We start from the raw sequence: 16,029 nt of genomic DNA, 5'->3' as shown, positions 1-16,029 counted from the left end.
AGGCGTTCATTCACTCGAGGAGCGGTAATATATGACCAGTACCCAGCAAGCATCAGAATCTATTGGCGACAATCAGGCGCAGCAGCTCAGCAGTAAGCAAGAAGACGGCGCACAGAATAAAAAAACGCCGCATGTCTTAATGATATTAGACGGCTTTGGTTATCGTGAAGAAGATAAAGATAACGCCATTGCTGCGGCAAATATGCCAAATCTAGATAGGATTTACCAAAAATACCCTCATGGACTGATTTCTGCTTCAGGAGAAGATGTGGGTCTGCCAGATGGTCAGTTTGGTAACTCAGAAGTTGGCCACATGAATTTGGGTGCTGGCCGTGTTCTTTATCAAGACTCGACTCGCATCTCAAATGAGCTTGCCAATCGCGAATTCTACAAAAACGAAGCATTGGTTGACGCAGTAAAAGCGGCCAATGAGCTTGGCGGCAACGTACATATTATGGGTCTGCTCTCTGATGGCGGTGTTCACTCACATCAAGACCATATCGAGGGTATGTGTCATTCAGCATTGGTTCATGGTGCCAAAAACGTCTTTATCCATTGCTTCTTAGACGGCCGTGATACCCCGCCTAAATCTGCAGATAAATACATCAATCGTTTGCGCGATTATATCGATAAATTGAATGCTCATTATGAAGGCGGGCGCGTACAGATTGCCAGCATTATTGGTCGCTACTATGCAATGGATCGCGATAACCGCTGGGATCGCGTACAAAAAGCTTATGAGCTGATCACTGAAGGTAAGGCAGATCGCTTGTCGACACGTGCGGACGGTGCTGTCCAAGCGGCTTATAAGGCACGTGAGACTGACGAATTTATCAGCCCGACGACTGTCATCGGACGTGATGAGGTGCCTTATACCGTCGAAGACAATGATGCGCTGATATTTATGAACTTCCGTGCCGACCGTGCCCGTGAGCTTGCCCAAGCCTTTGTTTTACCTGATCATGAGTTTTCAGGTTTTGCCCGTCAAAAGCAGCCAAAACTTGCCGCCTTTGTGATGTTGACCAAGTATTCTGATGTATTGGCGGATAATCCAAAAACCAGCATCGCTTACTATCCAACGTCTTTGGCCAATACCTTGGGAGAGTATCTGCAGGATCAAGGTAAAACACAGCTACGTATCGCGGAAACTGAGAAGTATGCGCATGTGACGTTTTTCTTCAGTGGTGGCCGTGAAGAAGAGTATGAAGGCGAAACGCGTATCCTAGTACCTTCTCCAGATGTTGCCACTTATGATTTGAAGCCTGAGATGAGCGCGCCTGAAGTGACGGATAAATTAGTAGAAGCGATTGAATCTGGCCAATATGATGTGCTCGTTGTCAATTATGCCAATGGAGATATGGTAGGTCATACAGGGGTTTTCGATGCTGCGGTAAAGGCGGTCGAAGCGTTGGATGTCTGTGTAGGCCGTGTCGAGTCGGCAGTAAAAGCGGCTGGCGGCGATATGCTGATCACAGCTGATCACGGTAACTGTGAGCAAATGCAAGACTACGAAAGTGGTCAAGTACATACTCAGCATACGACAGAGCATGTACCGCTGATTTACGTAGGCACACAAAAACTACAGGTACGTCGTGGCGGTAAGCTCAGTGATGTGGCACCGACTATTTTGGCACTAATGAATGTTGATGCACCCACCGAAATGACTGGTGAGAGTTTATTGGTTTCAGCATCTTAAGCCAGTTGTCTCAGATTATCCGTACATCGGATAATCTGTAAAGACATGGCTTGTTAGATGAATGATATAAACTAGAAAAGGGAGGGGTAGCTATTACCTTTCCCTTTTTTTATGATGGATTTTGCTTGATGAGTTGCAAAACTGCCCTAGTTTGAGAGAGGCCTTTGGTGTTAACTTATACGGTAATACATAACAATAACTTTATACATTCTATTATTTAAATGAGTTTTTTATGCATCCTATCTCTTTTGTGTGCGCATCTTTGTCTAAACAATTAGGCCAACGAGTGATGAAGTCGTCGCTAGCGACCATTATGTCCAAACCCGTATACTTCAAGTTTATAGGCTTTAAGCTCAGTCTAGCAATAGGTTTGCTTGGATTGTGTGTTGTCAGTATGGACGCGCAAGCAGCAGTGCCCTCAGTCGATGATGCTAGTCCGACATCAAGCCTACAGCTTATCAGTTTGAATGCCGATGATATAGTGGCTGAAGATGATACTGAGATGCTGAATGCTGCCGACGAATCATATGACTCAATAGACAGTATGCCAGACGAGAGTGCGGTAATGGACGATGATGATAATATCGATACCAGTATTCCATCAGAGGTTGCGCAAGTATCATTGAATGCAATTTCTCCTCAGACATTAAAGACCTTTGTTGCTGTTGTTGATTTAGTGCGCCGTCAGTATGTTGACGCGGTCAATGATGAGGAGTTATTTAATAATGCAATGAGCGGTATGTTAACTAAGCTCGATAGCCATGCTGAGTTTTTGGATGCGGAGGCCTATGAAAACCTACGTGCTTTTACCGAAGGGGACGTAGGTGATATCGGTATCCAAGTTACTTATGAGCCAGAGGTAGGCTATTGGATCATCACAGAAGTTATTGATGATTCGCCTGCAGATAAAAAAGGCATCGCAGTGGGCGATTATTTACACCAAGTTGGTGAATTCAAACTTGACGAAAATCGGCAAAGTAATGACGTTGAGCAGCTATTAACAGGGATTGCTGGTACCCAAGTAGATATCATCACTTCTAAAGCGGGTCGCCGTAAGCATACAACGACATTGCAGCGGAATAACAGTCACCCTCAAATTGTCGAGACAAAACTCGTCGATGGCATTGCGATTGTTAAACTACCTGCATTCCAGAACAATAGCCGTGAAAAGCTGTTGGAAGGTTTGATTAATTTAGATGCACCTATCTCAGGTATTTTACTTGATTTGCGTGACAATCCGGGCGGTGTTCTTACATCGGCGGTGAGCGTTGCCAGTTTATTTATGAATGATACCGATGTGGTACAAGTACAAGCACGTCAAGACGAATCGCGCGTACTAACCACCCAAGGGGATGCGATACTTAAGCCTCTACCTATGGTTGTTCTACAAAATCGCTACTCGGCATCAGCGGCAGAGGTTTTGGCCAGTAGTTTACAGGCACAAAAACGCGCTACTATCATCGGTGAAGTAAGCTATGGTAAAGGCTCAGTACAGTCAGTCATACCACTCAATGACGAGCAAGCAGTCAAGTTGACAGTAGCTAACTATATGACAGCATCAGGCAGGCAGATCGATGTCATCGGCGTTGAGCCTGACATTACTTTGTCAGGAAGTGAGAGCTCATGGGAGCAGCAGGCGCTGGATTTATTAAAACCCCGCGCGCTCGATTCTGGCATCCGCTTCATTCGAAAAACTACTGCAAATTAGTATATTGTTGATAGATTTAACAATATACCGTCAGACAGCCATTGAATCTCTGAAATAAAAATCCAATGGCCCGATAGAAGACTTACTCAGATTGATCTTCTGCAATTTCTAGCTTTTTCATACGATAACGTAATGAGCGAAAAGTCGTCCCAAGTAGTTCTGCTGCTTGGGTTTTGTTCCAGCCAGTTTGTTTGAGGGCTGTGATGATTAATTGCTTTTCTTGTTCCTGTAGATAATGCTCCAACCCTTGGGCTGGCAATTGATCATCAAGCGGTTCTTGCAGGCTTGTAGTCTCATTCTCTTTTGGTTGAATAGGACGATGGAGGGGTACTTTCTCATTCGTATCACTTGAGCTGGTTGATGGTTCTGTATTATTGGGCACTGAGCGCTGTATCATTGAAGGGTAGTGTTGGGTATTAGTACGATAAGGGTGCAAGTTGGTTGTTTCTTGCTTGTGCTTTACAGCCGTTATCTCACTGTCAGATTGAAGAGTCTGTTCACGGTTTTCTATTGCTTTAGACATTGTTTTGGTAGTTGGTTGAGATTGGTTTTGCTCATTTGCGTAATGGTTAGATTGTTGCGCATTGCTGTGAGCTTGCGTATCTTTAAGGTCGTGACTAACATCAGGTAGGCCTAAATGACTGATATCAATGTCCGAAGTTTCCGCCAACGTCACCGCACGCTCAAGTAAATTACGTAGTTCACGAACGTTACCGGCAAAGTCATGACGCTGCAAACGTTCGCTGGCTTCACGCGTGAGAGATGGGGGTATTTCTAGCTGCCACTCAGCAGAAATCATGGCTAAAAAATGCTCTGCTAATACAGGGATGTCATCACGTCGATCATTCAATGTCGGTAGCTTAAGCTCAATCACATTGATACGATAATACAAATCTTGTCGAAATGCGCCATCCTGTACCAAGCGGCTCAAATCTTTATGAGTAGCGGATAAAATGCGGATGTCTACTGGTACTTCTTTGGTGTCACCAATAGCCCTCACGGTCTTTTCTTGAATAGCACGCAACAGCTTCACCTGCATCGCTAATGGTAAGTCTGCCACCTCATCTAAAAATAAAGTACCGCCATTGGCTTGCTGAAACAATCCCTGCTTGTCAGCCACAGCCCCTGTAAAACTGCCTTTTTTATGACCAAAAAACTCTGACTCCATCAGCTCAGAAGGTATTGCACCGCAGTTTACTGGTACAAAGCTGCCATCTCGTCGCGGACTTAAATCATGAATCAGTCTAGCGACGACCTCTTTACCTGTACCAGACGCACCAGATAAAAAAACAGGCGCTTGTGAGCGTGCCAATTTTAATATGGTGTTTTTAAGAGGGTGCATGACCGCAGAATCACCGATTAGCCTAGCGTCCAGCATCTTTTGCTCAGGTGAGGATTCAGGCGTGGCTTGTGCCCCATTATCCTGATGAATAACCTTTAGAGCGTTTTCTACCAATTGACGTAATCTTGGTAGCTCAAGTGGTTTATTGACAAAGTCAAAAGCACCAAGCTTCAGTGCTTCAATGGCCAGATCCATACTTCCATGAGCAGTGATGACGGCTATCGGTGTATTCGAGCTGTTGCTGATTTCTTTGACCAGCTCCAACCCTGAGCCGTCAGGTAGTTTCAAGTCAGTGAGGCAAAAATCATAAGTATTGTCTTGCCAGTATGATCTTGCTTGCGCCAAAGTATAGGCCACATCACTTTTGATGCCCATTTTAGTCAAAGTGATTTGCATCAATCGGCATAGATCCACTTCGTCATCAACGACTAGCGCGCTTGTTGTCATACATTATCTCGTCAAATTCAATGGCTGCAAAGTATTAATAGCTAGGTCTAAATAGGGGTAAACTTCTTTTACAAAAAAAATTGTAAATCAATCATGTACGGTGGCTATTAGCTACCAATAGGTAATGTTCAAACATTTGTGATTAAGTAGTATTTTGATTTATGACTGGGATTAATAAAGATTTTCTTCCACGGCTTGCAAGATATTTTCAGAGTCAATAGCAGGCGAAATAAAACGAAAACACGTTTTTTCATGTTCAGGAATATAGAGCAAACGTGCCTGATTGGCTTCACAAAAGGCTTGCGATAAATATAGTCCCAAGCCCGTGCCAGCTTTGTCTGTTGTAAAAAATGGATTAAACAAATGTTTTAAATCCTCAGTTTTAATACCATCACCATCATCCAATATGTCAATTATAACATCGCTGTCTGCACAGTAAATCTCGATTTCTACGTAAGCGTGAGGATGGCTATAGCTGCTATAACGCAAGCCATTGTTGATCAAATTAATCAAAATTTGTTCTAACTGGTGAGGATCAAATGATATGGTTGGTTGGGTTTTTAGATGCAGAAAAATGTCGTGCCCTTGAAAATAATTATCCAAAAATACTGGCATCCACTCAGCCAAAACAATGGCTTGCTGAGAGGCCGCTTGCTGACGAGACAGTTTTAAAATATCTTCAATAATACGGTTGACGCGTTTGGTTTGTGAAAATATCATTTCATAGAGCTCATGATTGCCCGTCATGTTGACATTTGATGCATTTGCCTCAATTTCGGTCAAGTCTTCCATCAGTAGTTGGCTGGCTTGTGAGATGGCGGCTAGAGGGTTTCTAATTTCATGAGCAATACTGGCAGTGAGTTGTCCTAACGACGCCAGTTTTAATTGTTGGGCGCTGGCCTGCTCACGGCGTAAGTCTTCCAATAGGATTAATTTGCTATCATCTTTTAGCGGGATGATTTGTACGCGTAGCTTACCAAATATCGAAGCGTTTGCCACCTCAGGCACATCGTACGTAAACGTACGCGATTGTCCTGTTGCCACTGACAAGCAAGCTTGGAGTAGCTGAGAATGCTGTTTGCTAAGTTGTTGTTTAAAGTTAGATAGAATGGCATGAGGCGTATCGCCTCTCATTTCTTTTATATTGGTTGAAGTGCTAGATGCAGGCAATGATGAATCTTGTGTGATACTGAGCAGTTGGTGGGCCGCAAGATTTGCAAGGACGATATTCTGTTTATCGATGACAATCACACCATTGACCATTTGTGTAATAACTTCTTGATTGATGACATTGAGTCGTTCAACCTCTTTGGCATGACTTTGTGCAACTTTCTCAAGCTGTACCAAACGTTGTGAGATAGACCAACTCAAACCCCCTACTGCCAAGAAGCTTGCTGACATCAGCAAAGCATCACCCAAATTGGCCAAATTCATACTATTGGCAATGGCATAAAAAAACTGCTGATAGATAACAAAAATAATAGCCAACAAGGTGATAACTAGCGCTTGTGAACCATGCAATAGCATAAAGCTAGCGGCGACAACGACCATATAGAGCATGGTCAGTTGTAAGTCCGGCTCACCTGCTGTATACAGCAATAAGCTTAATATAATAACGTCTAATACGAGCCCAAACGCTAACTGTCGGCGCATCTGCTTTGTGACAACGTAAAACAGCCCGAGCAAAATCAAGCTCAGCATCACATAAAAGCTCAGGGCTGTTTGCTGTAAAAAACTGGGGAGAGAGGCGCTATCACCGGCGCGTGCAGATATATATACCATCAACATAGAAAATATACTGACGACAAAACGATAACTGCTGTAAATAATGCCTAGTCTGCGCAGCTGCGGCAAAGGAAGTGTATCATCGTGGTGTAAATAGCGACTGATGGCAGAAATGATGGTGGTGGCAGCAGGTTTCATAAATTGACCATGATGACAAAGGAGATACTAAGCAACTTATGGTTGAATCAAACCATGGCGAATGGCCAAATGCGTTAATTTTACATCACTATCAACGCCAACTTTTTCATAAATACGATAGCGATACGTATTGATGGTTTTGACGCTGACAAATAATTGGTCAGCAATCTGCTGCGGGCTTTGGCAATTGACCACCATCATAGCCACTTGCTTTTCTCTATCACTTAACAAATCAAAAGGCGAGCTGGCATTATCAGACAATAAGACGTCCGCCAATTGCTCAGCAACGTCTTGGCTAAAATAGCGACCACCTTGATAGATTTTTTTGACCGCGCGTATCATCTCATCAAGCGGCGTACCTTTTGTGATATAACCATTGACACCAGCTTTGATGAGCATTGAGGGGTAGGGCTGTGCAGACATACTACTAACAGCTAAAATCTTGATACCCATATCGAGCTGAATCAAGCGTTTGGTCGCTTCAAGACCACCAATATTGGGCATGTTGACATCTAGCAATACCACGTCAGGACGTAACTGCTTGGCCTGCTTGATTGCCATATCACCGCTATCTGCTTCCCCCACTACTTCGATATCGGGGCTGTCTGACAACATACGGCTAATACCCATCCGTACTAAATCATGATCATCGACCACCAACACTTTAATCATAACCATACTCTTTATCGTTTGTCAGAATGAATGTTTTTACAACGATTAAATAACAGAAAAAACAACGTTAGCATCAGCCGTTTTTTGATTCTAAATACAGTTTTTTATTTTAAATACATAGGATACGGCTAATATGCTGTATCAATATCTTCATTTAATATAATAAAGTACAAAGAATCATAACATTCTAAGTTAAGTTATATTGCTGTATTGTTAATCAGTGTTTCTAAAATATAAATCAGTTGTATCAAAGTTTGAATGAAGCTAAAAAAAATCATTAAATCAGTTTGATAGATTAAACTTAAATGTAAACCATGATACACTAAAAATACAAAAGCTCTATGTGAGTACTTACAAACACATCTATAAACGCTACGTACGTTCTTGGCGTCAGGCAGTATGTAACTGGCGTGATAGCGACAGCAGGAGGCATAATGAAGCAACTACTATTAACCAAACAGCAATTGATCGCTGCTATGATTTCATTGAGTTTGGGCAGTGTTGCACAAGCCGCACTTACAATTAATGGTAGCACTGAGACAGCTTCTAGTGCACGCTTGAGTTGGGGCGGTGCTGATAGCTTGTCTGAAGCGCGTAACATCATGTACAAGTCTAGTGGCTCTGCTATCAAAAAAGTCGACAACGGCTATGGTACGACCAATATTACAAATAGCAGCAGTTTTGCTAGCAGTAACAATACCGCTCGATACAATACGACTTATCGCGGCGCATTTGGTAGCAGTGATATGATCCCAATCAGTACAGACTCGCGCAGTGTCGCGGTGATTGATGCTGAAACGGGCGAATCTATCTACGAAAAAGACGCTGACATCGCGCGTCCTATGGCCAGTATTACTAAAATAATGACAGCCATGGTTGTGCTAGATGCAGGTCTCGATATGCGTGAAGAAATCACGCTTGATCCAGAAGACTTTGTAGGGCCTAAGCGCGCCAGCTCACGCTTAAAGTCAGGCGATCGTTTAAACCGTGCCGAGTTGCTATTGATGGCTTTGATGAAGTCTGAAAACCCAGCCGCAAAGAGCTTGGCACGTAACTATCCAGGCGGCTACAATGCCTTTATCCGTGCGATGAACAGAAAAGCACAAGATCTAGGTATGACTACTGCATTTTTCGGTGATCCAACGGGTCTTGATAAGCGTAACGTTGCTTCATCGAATGATTTGGTAAAAATGGTTCGTGCTGCTGGCAACTACGATGTGATTCGTCGCTTCTCTACCACCAAGAGCTATGACTTCTTTGTTTCAAACTACTCAAGTGGTAATCGCACTTATAAAGCCAACAACACTAGTAGCTTGGTTCGTGCAGGTGATTACCCAATCGGTATCTCAAAAACAGGTTTTATTAACGAAGCTGGGCGCTGTGTTGTGATGGAAACGCGAGTCAATAATCGCCCTGCAATTATCGTCATCCTAGGGGCAAACAGCTCAGCAACACGTTGGGGCGATGCTAAAAACATTCTAAACAGCTTGGCGACACGTCGTACCGTATAGACGCGCTGTTTTAAATATGTAAAAAAGGCTGTTATACCATATAACAGCCTTTTTATTGTGTTGAGTTTAAGATTAAGGATCTGCCTTATGAACCAGTCATCAACCTCATCTGCGATACCCAAGCTATATTTGCTGACCAATGATGATGAATTTGAATTGTTGTATCAAAAGTTAGATGCCGCCTTATCAACAGGGCTAATCGCATTGTTGCAGATTCGGCGCAAGCAAACACTTAGTCTGCCAGATGGTCACATAACGCTTTATGAAGAAGCCAAACAGATTGTTAAGCTGGCCAAAGCACATGACGTTCCAGTCGTTATGAATGATGATATTGCAATAGCAGCCAAGCTTGGTATTGGTGTACACCTTGGGCAAACAGATGGCAAAATTGGTGATGCTTTGCAGTCTCTTGAATCGACTCAAATAATTGGTCGAACTTGCCATGGGAATATTGAATTAGTCAAAGAGGCAAAGGATGATGGCGCAAGCTACGCTGCGATGGGTGCCATATTTAATTCTACCACAAAACCGAATGCTGATATTATCTCGCGTCAGAAGTTGATTGAAGGCTGTCAACAAGACATACCTATATGTGTGATAGGCGGATTAACTGCAGAAAATATTTCAGAGCTGGCAGGCATACCAATTGCGCTTGTGGCGGTAGTAGGCGATATTATGGATTTGCCTGTAGAAAAAATCGCCGAGCGTTGCTATCAATGGCAGCAGGCACTTTCTAAATGGAAAACACCTGCTGTATAAAATGTGTTCTAGATGAAATTTATTAGCTATTCAGCATGTTCCATACACAAAGTAGCGTAGGGCAGCGCTTCTAAACGTTGCTCTTCAATCGGTTCACCGCAAACCTCGCACTCGCCATAAGTACCATTTTCGATACGACTTAAGGCATTTTCGACATAGATGAGGCTCTGACGTGCCTCGCTCATTAAATTTTTGCGCATATCATTTTGACGATAGGATATAGCCTGATCTTCCCAGTGCTCATTGAGATCATCTTGTGGGTTTTGGATATGATCTTCGATTTTGTCAATGCGAGACTCGTACTCATCTTTTAGTTTTAATAGATTTTGCTTTGCAGTGTCTAAGTCGATACTCATTGTGTTCTCCTAAAAAGTTATTGTTATTGTCAACGCTTCTATCATAAAGAGCCTGACTGCTGAGTACCACCACGAAATGTTACTGATTATTGAATGAGTTCAAAGCTAGCAGTTACAACCGTTTCCTATCAATGCTGGAGTAAAATTGCCTACTCAATATTTTCATGTTTTTAAAAATCGTGAAAGTTTGCTTGTGAGCATCTCATAGAAAACTGATAGAATACACCGCCACTGATTTCTACTCACTTATCGGTTCCAGTAACTTGGTGTGATAGTTAGTATAAAGACTCAGTGATGAAGACAGAGAAAGATAGCAAGTGTGCAGTCTAATGAGGCTCATTGTTAGAGCATATATAGTAGATGATAGTTAAAAAATTATCCGTCATATCAATCATGATAGTAATCGTAAATTAATAGATATATTGATGCATAGGAGCAGGTAATGAATTTTTTGCGTATGAGCGAGCTGAACTTAACCGACAAAGTGGTATTGATCCGAGAAGATTTAAATGTCCCTATTAAAGACGGTAAAGTCACCAGTGATGCTCGCTTACAAGCAAGTCTACCTACTATTGAGATGGCGCTAGAGAAGGGTGCTGCTGTTATTGTTTGTTCACATCTGGGACGCCCAACAGAAGGCAATCCTGAGTCTATTTATTCATTGGCACCAGTTGCTGATTATTTGACAGACAAATTGGGCTCGCAATTAGCGTCACCAGTGCGCCTGAATAATGATTACCTGACTCAAGGCGCTGCTGTAAAACCTGGCGAAGTCGTATTACTAGAGAATGTGCGCTTTAACGATGGTGAAAAGAAAAACGATGCGACGTTAGCGAAGAAGTACGCAGATTTATGTGATGTCTTTGTTATGGATGCCTTTGGTACCGCGCACCGTGCGCAAGCATCAACAGAAGGCGTGACGCAAGCGATGCGTCAAGCAGAAAAAACTGTTTGTGCAGGGCCTTTGTTGGCAGCTGAGCTTGATGCCTTGAGCCTGGCGCTTGAAACACCAGCTCTGCCTATGCTTGCCATTGTTGGCGGCTCAAAAGTGTCTACCAAGTTAGAAGTGCTACATAGCTTAGCTGAAGTCTGTACACAAATTATCGTTGGTGGCGGTATTGCCAATACTTTCTTAGCGGCGCAAGGGCATAGTGTGGGCGCGTCGCTATACGAAGCAGATTTGATCGATACTGCGCGCGATATCATGACCAAGACTGAGATACTACTACCTGAGTATGTGGTCGTTGCTGATAAAGACGACATCGATTTTGCTGACTTTACTGGTTCATTGCAAAAGGCAATTGCGACAATCAAGTCTGTTGATGCTATTGGTGATAACGACATGATATTGGATATCGCGCCAGAAAGCGCGAAGGAACTTGCCGATGCTATTATCAATGCAAAAACCATCTTGTGGAATGGTCCAGTCGGTGTTTTTGAAGTTGATGCTTTTGGTCAAGGGACACAAATACTAGCAACAGCTGTAAGAGACAGCGACGGTTTTTCAATTGCGGGTGGTGGTGATACCTTGGCGGCTATTGATAAATATCAAGTCGCTGATGGCGTCAGTTATATGTCAACGGGCGGCGGTGCATTTTTAGAATTTGTAGAAGGTAAAGTGCTTCCAGCAGTTGCTGCGTTGCAAATTAACGCTTAACTAATTAACGTTACTCAGTATTTTCGTAACACTAGACGTACAACTAACGGTAAACATCTAAGGTAGTCTGTGAAAATAATATTTTGACTTTCATTTGGCTTATTTATATCGGTATAGCTAAAATTTATAGTCATCGATTATTAAGCAGTAATTATTTGTTTCTACACTGAAAATTATTATTGCATGTCTCATTCGCACTCTATAAAATAGCGCGACCATGTATCTTGACATGCATTATTTACGAGAGGTTTATTATGTTAAAACGTCATTTGTTACTTGCTAGCATACTTGCTGGTACTTTTGCAGTTACTGCATGTAGCCAACAAACAGAAGAGAACACTGAAGCTGCTGTTGAGTCAGCTGGCGATGATGCTGCTGCAAACGCTGATGCTGCTGCTGCTGAAGTAGACGCTGCTGCTGCCGAAGCTGAAGCTGCTGCACAAGACGCTGGTGCTGAAGTTGCTGAAAGTGCAGACACTGCGGGTGCAGCTGCAACAGAGGCTCTAGAGAACACTGGTGATGCTATCGCTGAAGGTACTAACACAGCAGTTGAAAATACTGCTGAAGCAGTTGCCGATGGTGCCAATGCTGTTGCTGATGGTGCTAACGATGTTGCAGTTGATGCAGAGCAACAGTACTAAGCAATTAAATGACTGACTTTTTGGATACTATTATAAGTCATCCACTATCATAGTCATTGCTCTATAAGCCTCGAAATACTAGAAAAGCCTTGGTGATTGCCAAGGCTTTTTGCGTTCTGTGCTATGAGTATGATAGATAAAATGGTTCAGTTGTCGTAGACACCAATGAGAGAAAGAGACTGATTAGACTGACAAATAGTCAGGCAACTGCTACGAAGACAGCACAATTTTTGCTATAATCACCGCGTGATAATCATATCCCAAATGAGTCAGACTTTGACTGATATATATACAGTCAGTATGGTCGAGCAGATAGCGGAATGATTGTTACAAAGCTGCATTTAAAATACTATTCAAAATCCAATCAGAGAGCGTCTTATGGCCCTAATATCCTTACGTCAACTTCTAGATCATGCCGCTGAACACAACTACGGTGTTCCTGCCTTTAACGTCAATAACTTAGAGCAAATGCGCGCAATCATGATGGCTGCGGATGCTTGTGATTCACCTGTTATTGTTCAAGCCAGTGCGGGCGCACGTAACTATGCAGGGTCGGCATTTTTGCGTCATTTGATTATTGCTGCTATCGAAGAATGGCCACACATTCCAGTGGTGATGCATCAAGATCACGGTATGTCACCAGCTATCTGCCAGCGCTCGATTCAGCTTGGTTTCTCATCAGTTATGATGGACGGCTCACTTGGTGAAGATGGCAAAACGCCAATGGATTATGATTACAATGCCAGCGTCACTCGTGAAGTGGTCAAAATGGCACATGCGTGCGGTGTCTCTGTAGAAGGCGAAATCGGTTGCCTAGGTAGCCTTGAGACCGGTATGGCAGGCGAAGAAGATGGCTCTGGCGCAGAAGGCGTATTAGATCACGAGCAGCTTTTGACCAGTGCTGATGAAGCTGAGCAATTTGTAAAAGACACCAATGTTGACGCGCTAGCGATTGCTATCGGTACGAGTCACGGTGCTTACAAATTCACGCGTCCACCGACAGGCGATATTTTGTCGATTGAGCGTGTAAAAGAGATTCATGCCCGTATCCCTAACACCCATCTTGTCATGCATGGCTCTTCATCAGTGCCGCAAGAATGGCTAAAAGTCATCAATGAAAACGGCGGTGATATTGGCGAAACGTATGGTGTACCGGTTGAGCAGATCGTAGAAGCGATCAAGCATGGTGTGCGTAAAGTAAATATCGATACCGATCTGCGTCTAGCATCAACAGGCGCTATCCGTGAGTTCTTGGCAAATAATCCAAGCGAATTCGATCCACGTAAATACTTCAAAGCCTCTATGGTCGCGATGTCAGACATCTGCACCAATCGTTTTGAAGCGTTTGGTTCCGCTGGTCAAGCGCATAAAATTCGTCCAATTAGCCTCGAAGGCATGGTCGATTTTTACCAATAAGGCTAGGCGTATATAATCAATAGAATATGCTAGTGAAAGGTGGTCTTGCATAATGAATGGCAGCGGACTTAACTTTATAATAACCAACAGAGGTGAGTGATGATTGGATTGATTACCGGACAGGTGCAATACTTAATGGCGCCAACGGCTTGTATCATGACAACCGCTGGTGTGGGTTATGATATCGAGCTGCCATTGCCGTCATTTTGTCAATTGCACCTTAACGAGCAGGCGAGTATTTGGACACATTTTCATGTACGTGAGGATGCGCAACTGCTCTATGGTTTTATTGACCGTAAAGAGCGCGATGTCTTTCGCCAATTGATTAAGATCAATGGCGTTGGGGCAAAAATGGCGCTAGCGATGCTGTCTGCAATGTCAGCGGCTGAGCTAAAAATGCATGTTGAGCAAGAGTCAGAGGCGGCATTGACGCGCATACCGGGTATTGGTAAAAAGACGGCGCAACGTTTACTTATCGAGCTAAAAGATAAGCTAAAGAATATCGAAGTGGACAACGGTTCGTTTGAGCTCATGCCTCAGCAAACCGCTGTTTCTCACGACGGCAGTATCATTGCTGAAGTAGAAGGGGCACTGATTAGCTTGGGCTACAAAGAAAAAGAAGCTCAGCTCGCCATCAAAGCGGCTAAAAGTAAGGGTGACACCTTTGTAGACACTCAGGGGTTGTTAAAAGCCACATTGCAACAGCTATCTGGTTTTTAAGCTCACGTTCCAAAGTTATCTATCGATAATAACAAAATAGTGCATTTAACAGATAAGCGACATTGAGTGTCGCTTATTTTCGTTTTGGCCTCTACTTTATGAGGTTTTGCATGACTTATGCGCAGCGTTTGGTTATGCTATTTATTACCTAATTTTTTAATATAATGATAAATTCTATGATGCAAGATCGCTTAATTAATCCGCTAGAAGGCGCAAATGATGCACCTGATGCCAATATTCGACCAGCATTATTGGCTGAGTATATTGGTCAGCCAGTGGTACGTGAGCAAATGGAGGTGTTCATCGGTGCGGCGAGAGGCCGTGATGAAGCCTTAGATCATACGCTGATATTTGGTCCACCAGGGCTGGGTAAAACGACCCTTGCCAATATCATTGCTCGTGAAATGGGGGGTAATCTGCGCTCTACCTCAGGGCCTGTGCTTGAACGTCCAGGGGATTTGGCTGCTATGCTGACCAATCTGGAAGAGGGTGATGTATTATTTATTGATGAGATCCACCGTTTGAGCTCGGTCATTGAAGAGATACTCTATCCAGCGATGGAAGATTTTCAGCTGGATATTATGATTGGTGAAGGGCCTGCCGCACGTTCTATTAAACTTGACCTGCCACCGTTTACATTGGTGGCAGCAACTACCAGAGCAGGGCTATTGACCTCACCGCTGCGTGATCGTTTTGGTATTGTCCAGCGTTTAGAGTTCTATAATATTGCGGATCTCACAACAATTGTGAGCCGAGCAGCACGTTTGATGCGTGTACCAATGAGTGAGGATGGCGCTATAGAGATTGCCCGCCGTGCACGCGGTACACCAAGGATTGCTAACCGCCTGTTACGCCGTGTGCGTGATTATGCTGAGGTAAAAGGCGATGGTAGTATCAATGGTGCGATTGCAGGTAGTGCGCTAGATATGTTGGCAGTGGACAGACGAGGACTCGATCATCTAGACAGACGCTATATAGAGATATTACACGAGCGCTTTGATGGTGGTCCTGCTGGGGTCGAAGCCGTGGCAGCGGCAATGGCTGAGGATAGAGGTACGCTTGAGGACGTGATTGAGCCTTACCTTATTCAACAAGGGTATGTATTGCGTACTGCTCGTGGACGGGTGCTAACACAGATGGCAATTGATCAAATGTTATGACAATGAGCATTAAAAATGCGC

The 16,029-nt window shown here is 43.5% G+C and carries 13 protein-coding genes; 9 read left to right on the top strand and 4 right to left on the bottom strand.

Annotation, left to right across the window (positions count from 1 at the left end):
* Positions 1 to 31: 31 nt before the first annotated feature.
* A complete protein-coding gene (gpmI, locus tag HL061_RS04100; protein WP_083328846.1) occupies positions 32 to 1,696 on the top strand; it encodes a 2,3-bisphosphoglycerate-independent phosphoglycerate mutase in 1,665 nt (554 codons plus the stop codon).
* 313 nt (positions 1,697 to 2,009) lie between these two features.
* Complete coding sequence (locus HL061_RS04095; protein WP_071003653.1) at positions 2,010 to 3,404, top strand: S41 family peptidase; 1,395 nt, start codon at positions 2,010 to 2,012, stop codon at positions 3,402 to 3,404.
* Between the two features lie 82 nt (positions 3,405 to 3,486).
* Here HL061_RS04095 and HL061_RS04085 read toward each other — a convergent pair whose 3' ends face one another.
* The 3 genes from HL061_RS04085 to HL061_RS04075 all read right to left on the bottom strand — a co-directional run bounded on the left by HL061_RS04085 (position 3,487) and on the right by HL061_RS04075 (position 7,788).
* Positions 3,487 to 5,193, bottom strand: a complete 1,707-nt coding sequence (locus tag HL061_RS04085) for a sigma-54 dependent transcriptional regulator (RefSeq protein ID WP_290127438.1) — start codon at positions 5,191 to 5,193, stop codon at positions 3,487 to 3,489.
* Between the two features lie 171 nt (positions 5,194 to 5,364).
* Positions 5,365 to 7,116 (bottom strand): ATP-binding protein, encoded by a 1,752-nt coding sequence (locus HL061_RS04080; protein ID WP_071001965.1) that lies wholly within the window; start codon positions 7,114 to 7,116, stop codon positions 5,365 to 5,367.
* Between the two features lie 36 nt (positions 7,117 to 7,152).
* Positions 7,153 to 7,788, bottom strand: coding sequence for a response regulator (locus HL061_RS04075; protein ID WP_058025905.1), 636 nt, complete (start codon positions 7,786 to 7,788; stop codon positions 7,153 to 7,155).
* Positions 7,789 to 8,222: 434 nt separating this feature from the next.
* Between HL061_RS04075 and HL061_RS04070 the strand changes: the two genes are divergently transcribed.
* Together HL061_RS04070 and HL061_RS04065 are read left to right on the top strand one after the other, a co-directional pair.
* On the top strand, positions 8,223 to 9,299 hold the full coding sequence (locus HL061_RS04070; protein ID WP_071001964.1) for a serine hydrolase: 1,077 nt from the start codon (positions 8,223 to 8,225) through the stop codon (positions 9,297 to 9,299).
* A gap of 87 nt (positions 9,300 to 9,386) precedes the next feature.
* On the top strand, positions 9,387 to 10,058 hold the full coding sequence (locus HL061_RS04065; protein WP_071001963.1) for a thiamine phosphate synthase: 672 nt from the start codon (positions 9,387 to 9,389) through the stop codon (positions 10,056 to 10,058).
* A gap of 26 nt (positions 10,059 to 10,084) precedes the next feature.
* Here HL061_RS04065 and HL061_RS04060 read toward each other — a convergent pair whose 3' ends face one another.
* Positions 10,085 to 10,414 (bottom strand): TraR/DksA C4-type zinc finger protein, encoded by a 330-nt coding sequence (locus HL061_RS04060; RefSeq protein WP_058025902.1) that lies wholly within the window; start codon positions 10,412 to 10,414, stop codon positions 10,085 to 10,087.
* Between the two features lie 442 nt (positions 10,415 to 10,856).
* Here HL061_RS04060 and HL061_RS04055 point away from each other — a divergent pair, with 442 nt between their 5' ends.
* The 5 genes from HL061_RS04055 (at position 10,857) to ruvB (ending at position 16,008) form a co-directional block, all read left to right on the top strand.
* Positions 10,857 to 12,071 (top strand): phosphoglycerate kinase, encoded by a 1,215-nt coding sequence (locus HL061_RS04055; protein ID WP_071001962.1) that lies wholly within the window; start codon positions 10,857 to 10,859, stop codon positions 12,069 to 12,071.
* A gap of 254 nt (positions 12,072 to 12,325) precedes the next feature.
* Positions 12,326 to 12,712, top strand: a complete 387-nt coding sequence (locus HL061_RS04050) for a hypothetical protein (protein ID WP_071001961.1) — start codon at positions 12,326 to 12,328, stop codon at positions 12,710 to 12,712.
* 378 nt (positions 12,713 to 13,090) lie between these two features.
* Positions 13,091 to 14,128, top strand: coding sequence for a class II fructose-bisphosphate aldolase (gene fba, locus HL061_RS04045; RefSeq protein WP_071001960.1), 1,038 nt, complete (start codon positions 13,091 to 13,093; stop codon positions 14,126 to 14,128).
* Between the two features lie 99 nt (positions 14,129 to 14,227).
* The gene (gene ruvA / locus HL061_RS04040; protein ID WP_071001959.1) at positions 14,228 to 14,848 is read left to right on the top strand and encodes a Holliday junction branch migration protein RuvA; all 621 of its coding nucleotides are present in this window, start codon (positions 14,228 to 14,230) and stop codon (positions 14,846 to 14,848) included.
* 179 nt (positions 14,849 to 15,027) lie between these two features.
* The gene (ruvB, locus tag HL061_RS04035; protein WP_071003652.1) at positions 15,028 to 16,008 is read left to right on the top strand and encodes a Holliday junction branch migration DNA helicase RuvB; all 981 of its coding nucleotides are present in this window, start codon (positions 15,028 to 15,030) and stop codon (positions 16,006 to 16,008) included.
* Positions 16,009 to 16,029: the final 21 nt, after the last annotated feature.

Source organism: Psychrobacter sp. PSP (assembly GCF_024085615.1).
GTDB lineage: Bacteria > Pseudomonadota > Gammaproteobacteria > Pseudomonadales > Moraxellaceae > Psychrobacter > Psychrobacter pacificensis.
This window is presented reverse-complemented; position numbering and strand designations above follow the sequence as displayed.